Here is a 12876-nt window from a genome sequence, read left to right as displayed (position 1 = left end):
AGTCAGCCCCGGTAGATGTCGGCGATCTCCGCCGCGTACGACTTGTGTACGACCTGCCGCTTGACCTTCAGCGAGGGGGTCAGCTCGCCGGTCGCCTCGGTGAAGTCGTGGGGCAGGATCCGGAACACCTTGATCGCCTCGGCCTTGGAGACCCCCTGGTTGGCGGTGTCGACGGCGCCCTGGATCTCGGCGCGCAGCCCCTCGTGGTCGCGCAGCTTCTCGACGGGGGTGTCCTCGGGCAGGCCGGCCGAGGCGAGCCAGCGCGGCAGCGCCTCCTCGTCGATGGTGACCAGCGCGGCGATGAAGGGCGCCCGGTCGCCGACCACCACGCACTGGCTGACCAGCGGGTGGGCCCGGACCTGGTCCTCCAGCACGGCCGGGGCGACGTTCTTGCCGCCGGCCGTCACGATGATCTCCTTCTTGCGGCCGGTGATGCTCAGGAAGCCCTCGTCGTCGAGCTGGCCCAGGTCGCCGGTGCGGAACCAGCCGTCCGCGCTGAGCGCCTCGGCGGTCGCCTCCTCGTTGCGCCAGTAGCCCTGGAAGATCAGGTCGCCGGCGATCAGGATCTCGCCGTCGTCCTCGATGCGGATGGTGACCCCGGGCAGCGGGCGGCCGACGGAGCCGATCCGGGTGGCGCCGGGCAGGTTCGCGGCGGCGGCGGGGGAGGTCTCGGTCAGGCCGTAGCCCTCGCACACGTTCACGCCGATACCGCGGAAGAAGTGGCCGAGCCGGGCGCCGAGCGGGGCGCCGCCGGAGATGGCGTCGCGGCACCGGCCGCCGAGCGCCGCCCGCAGCTTGCGGTAGACGAGCTTGTCGAACAGCGCGTGCTGGGTGCGCAGCGCCAGGCCCGGGCCGCCGGAGGTCTCCAGCGCCTCGCTGTACGCGATGGCGACCTGCTCCGCGCGGGCGAAGATCCTGCCCTTGCCGTCGGCCTCGGCCTTCTGCTTGGCGCCGTTGTAGACCTTCTCGAACACCCGGGGGACCGAGAGCACGAAGGTGGGGCGGAACTCCTGCAACTCGCCGACGAGGTTCTTGGGGTCCGCGCAGTGCCGCATGGTGGCCCGCGCCTGCACCACGCCGATCTGGATGAGCCGGGCGAAGGCGTGCGCCAGCGGGAGGAAGAGCAGGGTCGAGGCGCCCGGGCGGAACAGGTTCGGCAGCACCGGCACCGCGTTGGCGATGTCGGCGTACATGTTGCGGTGGGTCAGCACGCAGCCCTTGGGGCGGCCGGTGGTGCCGCTGGTGTAGATGATCGTGGCGACATCGTCGGCGCGCAGCGCGGCCCGCCGCCGGTCGATCTCCGCCGGGTCGACGGCCGCGCCGGAGCGGACCAGCTCGTCCACGGCGTCGAGGTCGATCTGCCAGACGTGGCGCAGGTCGGGCAGGCGGTCCCGGACGCCGGCGACCAGGGTGGCGTGCGCGTTGCTCTCCACCACGCAGCCCACCGCGCCGGAGTCGGACAGGATCCAGGCGGCCTGGTCGGCGCTGGACGTCTCGTAGATCGGCACGGTGACCGCGCCGGCCGCCCAGATCGCGTAGTCCAGCAGGGTCCACTCGTAGCGGGTGCGGCTCATCAGGCCCACCCGGTCGCCGGGCTGGACGCCGGCGGCGACCAGGCCCCTGGCCGCCGCCACGACCTCGTCGCGGAACTGGCGGCAGGTGACGTCGGCCCAGGTGCCCGCCGTGCCGCTGGGGCGGACGAACTGGACCGCGTCCGGGGCGACCTCGGCGTTGTCCCAGACCGGGTCGGTGAGGTTGGCCGAGTCGCCGACGGTGACGATCGGCGGGACGGAGAACTCGCGCACCTGCACTCCCTCGTGCTCACACTGGCCGGGCCGGCCGCCACCACGGGTCGGCTCTGTCGAAACCTACCCGGCCCGGCGGCCGGGACGAAAAGGCAGGTCGCCCAGCCTGCCCGTGGGCCACCGCCGCAGGCCGGCCGCGGCGTGCCGGGGGGCGGCGCGGCGTGGGCGCCGCCGGTGCCGGGTAGCCTCCCTGCATGGCGGACACCTCGACCCAGTCGATCGTCGTCGGCGCGTCACCGGAGCGGGTGGCGGCCGTCATCTGCGACTTCCCGAGCTACCCGGAGTGGACCGAGGCGGTGCGCCGGGTCGAGGTGGTCGAGGAGTACGAGGACGGCTACGCCAGCCAGGTCCGGTTCACCATCGACGCCGGGGTGATGGCCGACGAGTACGTGCTGGCCTACGAGTACGCCGAGGACCTCTCCCGCATCGAGTGGCACCTGGTGGCGCCCTCGAAGATGCAGAAGTTCCAGCGCGGCTCGTACGACCTGGACGGCAACCCGGACGGCAGCACCACGGTGACCTACACGCTGGAGGTCGAGCTCTCCGTCGGGATGCTCGGCATGTTCCGCCGCAAGGCCGAAAAGATGATCATGGACACGGCGTTGAAGCAGCTCAAGCGCCGGGTAGAAGCACCCGGTGCGGCGCAGTAACGCGTTCCGCGGCAGGGTAGGGGAGCCGACCATGGGTGCAACGGATCCGGGTTCGGCCCGGGAAGAGGCCGAACGTCTGGTCGCCACGGCGCTGGCCGCCGCCAGGCTGGCCGCGGCCGGTGCGAAGGGCGGCCAGTGGGGTCCGCTCGGTGGGATCATGTCGAGTGTCCTCGGTCACAGCGGCAGCCCGGGCGGGTCGGCCGGGACGCCCCCGGGCGGGTTCGCCACCGGCGCGGCCGAATGCTGCGTCTGTCCGGTCTGCCGGGGCATCTCCGCCCTGCGCGACCCGAGTCCCGAGTTCGCCGAGCGCCTCGCCACCGGCGCGGGCGACCTGGCCGCCGGCGTGGCCAGCCTGCTGCGGGCCTTCGCCCCGTCCGAGCCCGCCGCCGACGCTCCCGCCGGGCCTGCTGCGACCCCGGGTCCGGGTGGCGGGGACGACCACGTGTGGCGCGAGGCCACCCGGAGCGGGCATGATTCTCAGCCGGCACCGGAGCGGGACGTCTGGTCCGCCGCCACGCGGGCGGAGGACGCGGCCGCCCCGGCCGTCGTACCGCCCGTCGACGTCGCCGGGCAGGCCGCCACGGCGACCGTCCGGACGTCCACCGACGGGCCCGTGGTCCCCGCGTCCCGGGCACCCGGGGACGAGGGCGAGCGATCCCCGGGCGACGGGGCCTGACCACCGCACATCCCGACCACGCGCCGGTCGACCGCCGGCGCCGGTGCGGGCAGCACAGCAGAGGGGAGTGGCAGCGGTGACGCTGACCATCGGAGTCGACGTCGGTGGCACGAAGGTGGCCGGTGGTGTCGTGGACGCCGCCGGCACGGTCCTCGTGCAGGCCCGACGGGACACCCCCGCCGACGACGTTGCCAAGACCCGCGACGTCATCATCGAACTCGTCCGCGAACTGGCCTCCGGGCACCCGGTCGAGGCCGTCGGCATCGGCGCGGCCGGCTGGATCGACGCCAGCCGCTCGACCGTGCTGTTCGCCCCGAACCTGGCGTGGCGCGACGAGCCGCTGCGCGACTACGTCAGCGCCGCGACCGGTCTGCCGGTGATCGTCGAGAACGACGGCAACGTGGCGGCCTGGGCGGAGTTCCGCCACGGCGCCGCCCGCGACGCCGACGACTCGATGGTCATGTTCACCATCGGCACCGGCGTCGGCGGCGGCATCGTGCTCAACGGGGAACTGCTGCGCGGCGCCAACGGCATCGCCGCCGAGCTGGGCCACATGCTGACGGTGCCGGACGGCCACCAGTGCGGCTGCGGCCGGCTCGGCTGCATCGAGCAGTACGCCAGCGGCAGCGCCCTGGTGCGCTTCGCCCGCGCCGCCGCCCGGCAGGAGCCACACCGGGCCACGGGCCTGCTGGAGCTGGCCGGTGGAGAGGCCGAGGCGGTCACCGGACCCATGGTCACCGCCGCCGCGCAGGCCGGCGACCCGGTCTCCACCGAGGCGTTCGCGCAGGTCGGGCGCTGGCTCGGCACCAGCCTCGCCGACATGGCGCAGATCCTCGACCCGCAGGTGCTCGTGGTCGGCGGTGGGGTGATCGACGCCGGGGACCTGCTGCTCGGCCCGACCCGCCGCTCGTTCGCCGACGCCCTCGCCCAGCGCAGCCGCCTGCCGGTCGCCGAGATCCGCCCGGCCGAGCTGGGCAACACCGCCGGCGTCATCGGCGCCGCCGACCTGTCCCGTCGGATCTGAGGCGGTGACCGTGACGCAGGACCCGGGCGTGCCCCTGCGCGTCGTGTCGTACAACATCCACAGCCAGCGCGACGACACGGCCGCGCTGGCGGCGGTGGTCCGCGACGTCAGGCCGGACGTGGTGATCGTGCAGGAGGGGCCGCGCCGGTTCCGGTGGCGGCAGAAGTCGGCGGCGCTGGCGGAGTCGTTCGGCATGGTGGTGGCGGCCGGTGGGCTGCCCGCCCTCGGCAACCTGCTGCTGACCAGCCTGCGGGTACGGGTGGTGGCCGAGAGGTGCCAGCGCTTCCCGCTCACCCCCGGCCGGCACCTGCGCGGCGCCGCGTACGCCGAGTGCGTGGTCGCCGGCGCCGCCCGGTTCACCGTGGCCGGCTCGCACCTGTCCACCGACCCGACCGAGCGACCCGGGCAGGCCGCGCTGTTCAAGCGCGAGCTGGACGCCGCCGCCACACCGGTGATCGCCGCCGCCGACCTGAACGAGGGCCCGGACGGGCCGGCCTGGGCGACCGTGGCGCGCGGGCTGACCGACGCCGCCGTGGCGATGGACCGGGCCGACCGGCTCACCTACTCGTGCGCGGATCCACGCCGCCGCATCGACGCCCTCTTCGTCGACCCGCGCGTCACGGTGGTCGACTACGACGTGGTGGACACCCCGCAGACCCGGCGCGCCAGCGACCACTTCCCGGTCCTGGTCGACCTGCTGCTGCCCGCCGCCGACTGACGGTACGCCGCGTCCAGGGCTGGACAACCCGCTCCGTTGTGGAGAGGATGCTGCGCGACCCGGCACTCGTGCCGCACAAAAGGAGATCCCGGTGTCCACCTCCACCGACCACGGCCGGCCCGACCCGGAGGCGAGCACTCTCGCCCTGACCCGCGACGGCCGGCCGGTCTCCGACCGGGGCGACACCGTCTGCGTGATCGGCGCCGGGGCCAGCGGCCTCACGGCCATCAAGAACCTGAAGGAGCACGGCTTCGGCGTCGACTGCTACGAGCGGGAGACCGGCGTCGGCGGCGCCTGGAACTGGCGGCACGACCGCAGCCCGGTGTACGCGAGCACGCACCTGATCTCGTCGCGGCCCTTCACCCAGTTCCCCGACTTCCCGATGCCGGACGACTGGCCGGACTACCCGCACCACAGTCAGCTGCTGTCGTACTTCGAGCGGTACGCCGACCACTTCGACCTGCGCGGGCACATCTGGTTCGGCACCGAGGTCGTCCGGGTGGAGCCCGTGGCCGGTGACCGCTGGGACGTGACGACCCGCAGCACCGGCGGCTACGGCCCCGAACGCACCTCCCGCTACGCGGCGGTGGTGGTCGCCAACGGCCACAACTGGTCGCCGAAGCTGCCCCGCTACGAGGGGCTGGAGGAGTTCCGGGGCGAGGTCATGCACGCCTCGTCCTACAAGGACCCGGCGCAGCTGCGCGGCAAGCGGGTGCTGGTGGTGGGCGCCGGCAACACGGGCTGCGACGTCGCCGTGGAGGCCGCCCAGCAGGCGTCGCGCTGCTGGCACTCCACCCGCCGGGGCTACTGGTACGCCCCGAAGTACGTCCTCGGTCGCCCCGCCGACCAGGTCAACGACGCGCTGCTGGCACTGCGTGTGCCGCTGCGGGTGCGGCAGTGGCTCTACCACTGGACGCTGCGGCTGACCGTCGGCGACCTGACGCGGTTCGGCCTGCCGAAGCCCGACCACCGGGTCTACGAGACGCACCCGATCGCCAACAGCCAGCTCGTCTACTACGTGGGCCACGGCCAGATCGCGCCGGTGCCGGACGTCGTGCGCTTCCACCCGTACGCCGTCGAGCTCTCCGACGGCCGGCAGATCGACCCGGATCTGGTCGTCTTCGCCACCGGCTACCTGCCGCGCTTCGAGTTCCTCGACCCCGCGGTGCTCGGCGACGAGGCGGGGCAGGGCCGGCCGAAGCTCTGGCTCAACGCCCTCGTCCCGGGCCGCCCCACGCTGGCCGTGGCCGGGCTGGTCCAGCCGGATTCCGGCATCTTCCCCCTGTCGCACTGGCAGACGGTGCTCTTCGCCCGGCTGCTGCGGCTGCGCGTGACCCGTCCCGACCGGGCGGACGCCTTCGCCGCCCGCGTGACGGCGAAGGCGGGGGAGCGGTACGCCGGGCCAGTCAAGGACAGCAGCCGGCACTGGTTCGAGGTGGGCCACGCCGACTACCTGCGCGCCGTCCAGCGCGCGCTGCTTGACCTGGAGGCTTCCCGGTGAGCGCGAGGAGTGCAGCGCAGCGGAGCCCCGCAGTCGCGAACGAAAGGCCGGAACAGTGAGTCAGGTGCGGATCATGCGGGGGCGGGAGTGGGCCCGCCCGGTCCGCCCGGTCCGGCGTGAGGTGCTCGGCGCGGCCCCCGAGGTGGAGCAGGGGCGGCCCCCGCTGCTCTTCGTGCCGGGCTTCGGGCACGGCGCCTGGGCGTTCGCCGAGCACTGGCTCGGCCACGCCGCCTCCCGGGGCTTCCCGGCGTACGCGCTGAGCCTGCGCGGGCACGGCGACAGCGGCCCGGCGCCGGACGCGACGCTGCGGGCGTACGCCCACGACGTGACGCAGGTGGCGGCGGGCCTGCCGCGCCAGGCGGTGCTGGTGGGGCACGGCGCCGGGGCCCTCGTGGTCGCCCACGCGCTGGCCCGCTACCCGGCGCGGGCCGCGGTGCTGGTCGCGCCGGTGCTCGGCGGCTGGGCGACGTTCGGGGCGGCGGTGCGCCGCAACCCGCTCGGCACGCTGCCGGCGGTGTTCGGCGGGCCGCTGCGGCTGCACCGCCGCCAGCTGTTCAGCCGGGAGCTGCCCGAGGCCGAGGCGCGGCGGTACGCGGACCGGCTCGGCCGGGCCGGCCGGCGGGCCCAGTGGCAACTGCTCACCGGGCGCGTCGCCGAGCCGGCGGTGGGCGACCCGCCGGTGCTGGTGCTGGGCAGCCCCGACGACCGGGTGGTCCCGGCGACGGCGCTGACCCGGGCGGCCCGGCGGTACGGCTCGGCCCCGCTGCTCTTCCCCGGCATGGGGCACGACATGATGCTCGACGCGCGGTGGCGGGAGCCGGTCGACGCCATCCTGGACTGGCTGGAGAAGGACCGGGCGCCGACCGGCCGGCCCTGACCGACCCGGGCCGGGCCGCCGGCCTCAGCCGCCCAACCGGGTCAGCAGCGAGCCGCTGTCGTCGAGGGTGGAGAGGTAGGAGCGGGCCCACGCCCGGATGTCGTGCCGGTGCAGGTGCGCCCGCATGGCCCGCATCCGCGCACCGAGGTCGTCGGGGCCCGCCCGCAGCGCCGCGAGCAGCCCCTGCTTGAGCCCCTCCAGGTCGTGCGGGTTGACCAGGTACGCCTGCGGCAGCTCGGCGGCGGCGCCGGCGAACTCGCTGAGCAGCAGCGCCCCCGTGTCGTCGACCCGGGCGGCGACGTACTCCTTGGCGACGAGGTTCATCCCGTCGCGCAGCGGGGTCACCGCCATCACGTCGGCAACCCGGTAGAGCGCGGCCAGCTCGGCGCGGTCGAACGGCTGGGTCAGGTAGTGGATCGCCGGCTCGCCGACCCGGCCGAACTCGCCGTTGATCCGTCCGACCTCGCGTTCCACCCGCTCGCGGAGGATCTGGTACTGCCCGACCCGCTCCCGGCTGGGCACCGCCACCTGCACGAGCACGGTGTCGCGCACCTTGACGTGCCCGTCGGCGATCAGTTCGCTGTAGGCCTTGAGGCGCTGCTCGATGCCCTTGGTGTAGTCCATCCGGTCGACGCTGAGGATCACCTGCTCGGGGCTGCCGAGGTCGTGGCGCAGCCGGGCGGCCCGGTCCGCCACGTCGGGCCGGGTGGCCAGCGCGGCCATCTCCACGGTGTCGATCGAGACGGGGAAGGCGCCGATGCGGACCACCCGGTCGTCGACGGCGATCCGCCGGTCGGTGGCGGGCACGTCCAGCACCTTCGCCACGAGCTGGGCGAAGTTGTGCGCGGCCTGGGAGCGCTGGAAGCCGACCAGGTCGGCGCCGAGCATCCCGCGCAGCAGTTCGGCCCGGCGCGGCAGCTGCATGAACAGCTCCGGTGGCGGGAACGGCACGTGCAGGAAGAAGCCGATGCGCAGGTCGGGCCGTAGCTGACGCAGCAGGCCCGGCACCAGTTGCAGGTGGTAGTCCTGCACCCAGACCACCGCGCCGGGCTCGGCCACGTCGGCGGTGGCCTCGGCGAACCGCTGGTTGACCCGCTGGTACGCCTCCCACCAGCGCCGGTGGTACTCGGGTTGCTCCACCGAATCGTGGTAGAGCGGCCAGAGGGTCGCGTTGGCGAAGCCCTCGTAGTGGTCGCGCAGGTCGTCGGCGCTCAGCGCGACGCTGTGCATCCGGACGCCGTCGACGTCGGGCAGGGCGGGCGCCGGGCCGGTGCCGCCGGCCCACCCGACCCACGTCGCCGGGGTGTGCCGCAGGAGGGGATGGAGGGCGCTGACCAGGCCGCCGGGGCTGCGGCGCCACTCGCAGGCACCGTCGGGCGCCATACTGTCGTCGATGGGCAGGCGGTTGGCCACCACCACGAGGGAACTCTGTCGCATCTCGGGCATTCCGATCAGCAGGGGAGTGACCGCCGCAGCGGAGGAACAACCGGGCAGTCAGCGGGGGATGTGACGGACAGCGGTATTCCTACTGACAGTAAGTTACACCAGTGTTGCGCCCCGGGCGCGGGTCGCCCGTCGTCCCGGAATGCGGGCGGAAACGTGACGGGCGGGCGGCGGTCAGACGACCGCGCCGTCGTCCGGGTCGCGCTCGTCGTCGTCGCCGGGCCGCAGCCGCCAGATCAACGCGACGAAGCCGGCCAGGATGCCGGTGAAGCCGAACAGGTTGACGATCCCGGGGTCGGCCACGGGGAAGATCGACGGGAACAGGAAGAGCACGAAACCGAGCACCATGGCCAGCACGCCGACCACCGCGTACTTAGAGAAGCGCGGCAGGGGCGGGGGTGGCGGCGGGGTGTAGCGCTCGTCCTCCGCCTCGTCGTCGGGCAGGTCCGCGCCGAAGGTGTCCAGCCCGTCGAGCAGCGACGGCTCGTCCTGGCGGCCCCGGGAGAGGGAGACGCCCGAGATGTCGGCCGCGTACGGCAGCCGGCGCACGTCGGTGGCGGTCGGCCCGGCGGGCTCCTCGGGCGTGCCGAGGGTCACCGGCCCGCCGGCGGGCCCGGGCTGGTCGTCGACGTCCTCGGCGGCGGGCCACGGGTTGTCGCCGCCGCGAGGGGCGGTGGTGTGGAAGCCGGCGACGATGCGGGCCCACTCGGCCTCGATGTCCGGCTCGTCGTCGCGGGGCTTCTCGGGGGCCGCCGTCTCGTCGGCGAGCTGGGTCAGGTAGTCGCGCGCCGTCCGCAGGTGCGACCGGTCGACGTAGAGCCGGTCCACCGGGCGGGCCGGGACGGTGGTGGTGCGGGTGACCGGGTTCAGGTCGGCCGAGGGCTGGAGGTAGGCGGCGATCCCACCGGCGGCCAGGACGTCGAGCAGGTGCTCGCCGACGCGCGGATCCACGTCGCCGGCGACGGCGTACTCGCTCGCGTCGAGCCCGTTGTCCCGCCGTCCCCGGCGGGCACCACCCGCTGACACCCGGACATCCTCCTCATCACGCGCCCGCGGCGCGGCCGCCTGAGCCCCCTCGGCGCCGACTGGCACGCCGTGCCTTGAATCGTGACACGTCCGGACCCGGTTCCGGGAGTGCCTTGTGGCGCGGCGTACGAAGTCAGGGCCCCTGCCGCAGGTCGCGACAGGGATTTATGTCCGTTCTTGCTGAATCCTTCTCAACGGAGACCCTGGTCGTGCCGCCCACGAACGCCGCCGGCGGCGGCCACGGCGCTCAGCCCGGGTCGGGCGGGGAGCCCGGCCGGACCAGGCCGCTCTCGTACGCCGCCACGACGAGCTGCGAGCGGTCCCGGGCGTGCAGCTTGGCCAGCAGCCGGCTCACGTACGTGCGGGCGGTCGCCGGGCTGATGTGCAGGACGGCCCCGATCTCGTCGTTCGACCGGCCGGCGGCGACCTCGGCCAGCACCTCCCGCTCCCGGGCGGTCAGCGAGCCCAGCCGGGCCGGGTCCGGCGCCCGGTTGCCGGAGCGCACCGCCGCCATGACCCGCCGCGTCACCGCCGGGGAGAGCAGCGCCTCACCGGCGGTGACGATGCGTACCGCCCCCCGCAGCTCGTCGGGGCCGGTGTCCTTGAGCAGGAAGCCGGACGCGCCGGCCCGGATCGCCTCGAAGACGTACTCGTCCGTGTCGAACGTGGTGAGCACGACGACCCGTACGCCGGTGAGCCGCTCGTCGGCGACGATCCGCCGGGTGGCCTCGATGCCGTCCGTGCCCGGCATCCGGACGTCCATCAGCAGGACGTCGGGCCGCTCGGTGGCCGCCAGCCGGTACGCCGCGTCGCCGTCGCCCGCCTCGCCGACCACCTCGATGTCCGGCGCCCGGTCCAGCAGCGCCCGTAGCCCCGCGCGGACCAGGTGCTGGTCGTCGACGAGTCCCACCCGGATCACGTGGTCCCTCCCAGGGGTAGTTCGGCGCGTACCTCGAAACCGCCGCCGGGCCGGTTGCCGGCGGTGACGGTGCCCCCGAGCAGGGCGGTGCGCTCCCGCATGCCGCCGAGCCCGTACCCGCGCGGGGCGTCCCCGCGCTGCCCGCGCCCGTCGTCGCGGACCGCGACGGCGACGGCGCGGGGGCCGCGGACGACGTCGATCTCGACGGTGCTCGCGTCGGCGTGACGCAGGACGTTGGTCAGCGCCTCCTGGACCAGCCGGTAGGCGGTCGAGTCGACGGCGGCGGGCAGGCCGCTCAGCTCGCCCCGCCGGCGCACGGCGACGCGCAGCCCGGCGGCCCGCGCGCCGGCGGCCAGGTCGTCCAGCCGGGCCAGTCCCGCCACCGGCTGGCGGGGTTCGGCCCCGGCCGGGTCGCGCAGCAGGCCGAGGGTGGTGCGCAGCTCCCGGACGACCTGGGTGGTGGCCGAGCGGACGTGTCCCAGGGCGGCGCGGGCGGCGACCGGGTCGTCGTCGAGGGCCTCGTCGGCCACACCGGCATGCAGCGAGATGACGGAGATGTGGTGGGCGATCACGTCGTGCAGGTCCCGGGCGATGCGCAGCCGTTCCTCCTCGACCCGGCGCGCCGCCTCGCGGGCGTGGTCGCGTTCCAGCTGCCGCAGCCGCCACCGTTGCTCCCGGCGCCGCAGCCGCCGGGAGCGGACCCCGTCGCCGAGCGCGACCGCGGCGGCCATGATGGCCACGCTGGAGGCCAGCTCGAAGCCGACGAGGTACGCGACGCTCGCGCCCTGCACCGCGCGGAACGCGGTGGAGACGACGAGCAGGCCGAGCCCCACCAGCACCGCCCAGCGCAGCTGCCCCGCCTCGGCGGCGGAGTAGAGCGCCGCGGCGAGGGGGAGGGCCAGCCCGACCGGCGGGTAGCCGGCCACGTAGTACGCCACCAGGCCGGCGGCGCTGACCACCAGCACGGTCGCCGGCGCGCGGCGGCGCAGCAGCACGAGCGCGCCGAGCCCGACGGCGAACAGGTAGGCGGGCACTTCGCGGCCCCGGTCACCGCCCACGTTCGCGGTGATCGCCGCCGCCACGACGATCGACACGGCCGCCCCGATGAGCAGGTCCAGCACCGTGGCCCGGGGTAGCCCGAGCAGCCTGCCCGCCTCCCGGCCCGCCCCCCGCTGCGCCTCGGCCACCCGCACACCCCCGAGCGTAGGTGCCGCCGGCCTCATCGCGGGGCCGACGGGTGTCCCGACCGACCGTCGCCCCGCGCGGTATCCGTGGCGGCCGGCGGTACGTCGACAGGCGACACCGCCCAACTACCGGCACGGCCGCCCGCCGCCCGCTACCCGCCGCCCTCTGCCGCCGTCCGGGATGGACGCTCACGCCGCGCGGGCCGGATCACGTTGTGGCCGCCGGCATCGGGTTCGTAGGCTCATGCCCACGACGCAGCCGCGGCGAGCGCGGCGGCGTCGCGACCACCCCTGGGAAAGGACGCCGGTGCTGTACTGGCTGATGAAGTACGTCCTCCTCGGCCCGCTGCTGAGGCTGGTCTTCCGCCCGCAGGTCGAGGGGCTGCACCACGTGCCCGACACCGGGCCGGTGATCCTCGCCAGCAACCACCTGTCGTTCTCCGACTCGATCTTCACGCCGCTGGTCGTGAAGCGACGGGTGACGTTCATCGCCAAGGCCGAGTACTTCACCGGCAAGGGCGTCAAGGGCTGGCTGACGAAGATGTTCTTCGTCGGCTCCGGCACCATCCCGGTCGACCGCTCGGGCGGCCGGGCGGCCCGCGCGGCGCTGGACACCCAGCTGCGGGTGCTGCGCGGCGGGGGCATCGCCGGCATCTACCCCGAGGGCACCCGCTCGCCGGACGGGCGGCTCTACCGGGGCAAGACCGGCGTGGCCCGGCTGGCCCTGGAGAGCGGCGCCCCGGTGATCCCGACGGCGATGCTCAACGCCGACGAGATCCAGCCGCCCGGCAAGCTGATCCCCAAGATCGCCCGGGTGCGGATCCGGTTCGGCCCGCCGTTGGACTTCTCCCGCTACGCCGGGATGGCCGGCGACCGGTTCGTCGAGCGCGCGGTGACCGACGAGATCATGTACGAGCTGATGGAGCTCTCCGGCCGCGAGTACGTCGACATGTACGCCCAGAAGGCCAAGAGCCCGCCCGCCAACCCCGTCCCGCGCGAGCCGGTCCCCGCCTGACCGGCCCGCGCCGGGCGCGGACGGTGCCACCTTCGACG

At 74.7% G+C, this 12876-nt stretch carries 12 protein-coding genes; 7 read left to right on the top strand and 5 right to left on the bottom strand.

The window, feature by feature from the left end:
- Window positions 1-2: 2 nt before the first annotated feature.
- Complete coding sequence (locus tag AC5L34_RS14115; protein WP_494825228.1) at window positions 3-1805, bottom strand: AMP-dependent synthetase/ligase; 1803 nt, start codon at window positions 1803-1805, stop codon at window positions 3-5.
- Between the two features lie 194 nt (window positions 1806-1999).
- On the opposite strand from AC5L34_RS14115, the gene AC5L34_RS14110 reads away from it, so the two are divergent.
- The 6 genes from AC5L34_RS14110 to AC5L34_RS14085 all read left to right on the top strand — a co-directional run bounded on the left by AC5L34_RS14110 (window position 2000) and on the right by AC5L34_RS14085 (window position 7251).
- A complete protein-coding gene (locus AC5L34_RS14110) occupies window positions 2000-2455 on the top strand; it encodes an SRPBCC family protein (protein ID WP_441174887.1) in 456 nt (151 codons plus the stop codon).
- A gap of 31 nt (window positions 2456-2486) precedes the next feature.
- Entirely contained in the window at window positions 2487-3131 is a 645-nt protein-coding gene (locus AC5L34_RS14105) for a hypothetical protein (protein WP_441174886.1), read from the top strand.
- A gap of 76 nt (window positions 3132-3207) precedes the next feature.
- The gene (locus AC5L34_RS14100; protein ID WP_363622144.1) at window positions 3208-4155 is read left to right on the top strand and encodes an ROK family glucokinase; all 948 of its coding nucleotides are present in this window, start codon (window positions 3208-3210) and stop codon (window positions 4153-4155) included.
- Between the two features lie 10 nt (window positions 4156-4165).
- Window positions 4166-4873, top strand: coding sequence for an endonuclease/exonuclease/phosphatase family protein (locus tag AC5L34_RS14095; RefSeq protein WP_441175139.1), 708 nt, complete (start codon window positions 4166-4168; stop codon window positions 4871-4873).
- A gap of 91 nt (window positions 4874-4964) precedes the next feature.
- Window positions 4965-6374 carry a flavin-containing monooxygenase gene (locus AC5L34_RS14090; RefSeq protein ID WP_441174885.1) on the top strand — a complete coding sequence of 470 codons (1410 nt, stop codon included), beginning with the start codon at window positions 4965-4967 and terminating at the stop codon, window positions 6372-6374.
- A gap of 73 nt (window positions 6375-6447) precedes the next feature.
- The gene (locus AC5L34_RS14085; RefSeq protein ID WP_441175138.1) at window positions 6448-7251 is read left to right on the top strand and encodes an alpha/beta hydrolase; all 804 of its coding nucleotides are present in this window, start codon (window positions 6448-6450) and stop codon (window positions 7249-7251) included.
- Window positions 7252-7275: 24 nt separating this feature from the next.
- Here the strand turns inward: AC5L34_RS14085 and AC5L34_RS14080 are convergent, their stop codons facing one another.
- From AC5L34_RS14080 to AC5L34_RS14065, 4 genes are all read right to left on the bottom strand, one after another.
- On the bottom strand, window positions 7276-8688 hold the full coding sequence (locus AC5L34_RS14080; RefSeq protein WP_441174884.1) for an alpha,alpha-trehalose-phosphate synthase (UDP-forming): 1413 nt from the start codon (window positions 8686-8688) through the stop codon (window positions 7276-7278).
- A gap of 180 nt (window positions 8689-8868) precedes the next feature.
- Window positions 8869-9720 carry a DUF308 domain-containing protein gene (locus tag AC5L34_RS14075; RefSeq protein ID WP_441174883.1) on the bottom strand — a complete coding sequence of 284 codons (852 nt, stop codon included), beginning with the start codon at window positions 9718-9720 and terminating at the stop codon, window positions 8869-8871.
- A gap of 247 nt (window positions 9721-9967) precedes the next feature.
- Entirely contained in the window at window positions 9968-10639 is a 672-nt protein-coding gene (locus AC5L34_RS14070; protein WP_494825224.1) for a response regulator transcription factor, read from the bottom strand.
- A complete protein-coding gene (locus AC5L34_RS14065; RefSeq protein ID WP_494825222.1) occupies window positions 10636-11832 on the bottom strand; it encodes a sensor histidine kinase in 1197 nt (398 codons plus the stop codon). The genes AC5L34_RS14070 and AC5L34_RS14065 overlap by 4 nt, the downstream gene beginning before the upstream one ends.
- 298 nt (window positions 11833-12130) lie before the next feature.
- Between AC5L34_RS14065 and AC5L34_RS14060 the strand changes: the two genes are divergently transcribed.
- Entirely contained in the window at window positions 12131-12838 is a 708-nt protein-coding gene (locus AC5L34_RS14060; RefSeq protein WP_441174880.1) for a lysophospholipid acyltransferase family protein, read from the top strand.
- Window positions 12839-12876 lie beyond the last annotated feature (38 nt).

Source organism: Micromonospora sp. ZG13, from assembly GCF_059359355.1.
The sequence above is the reverse complement of the archived record's forward strand: the minus strand, read 5'-3'. Positions and strand labels throughout refer to the sequence as shown.

Bases quoted from the DNA above. Each gene is read 5' to 3' on its own strand.
- AC5L34_RS14110 (WP_441174887.1), top strand. From the start codon at position 2,000: ATGGCGGACACCTCGACCCAGTCGATCGTCGTCGGCGCGTCACCGGAG.
- AC5L34_RS14105 (WP_441174886.1), top strand. From the start codon at position 2,487: ATGGGTGCAACGGATCCGGGTTCGGCCCGGGAAGAGGCCGAACGTCTG.
- AC5L34_RS14085 (WP_441175138.1), top strand. From the start codon at position 6,448: ATGCGGGGGCGGGAGTGGGCCCGCCCGGTCCGCCCGGTCCGGCGTGAG.
- AC5L34_RS14080 (WP_441174884.1), bottom strand. From the start codon at position 8,688: ATGCGACAGAGTTCCCTCGTGGTGGTGGCCAACCGCCTGCCCATCGAC.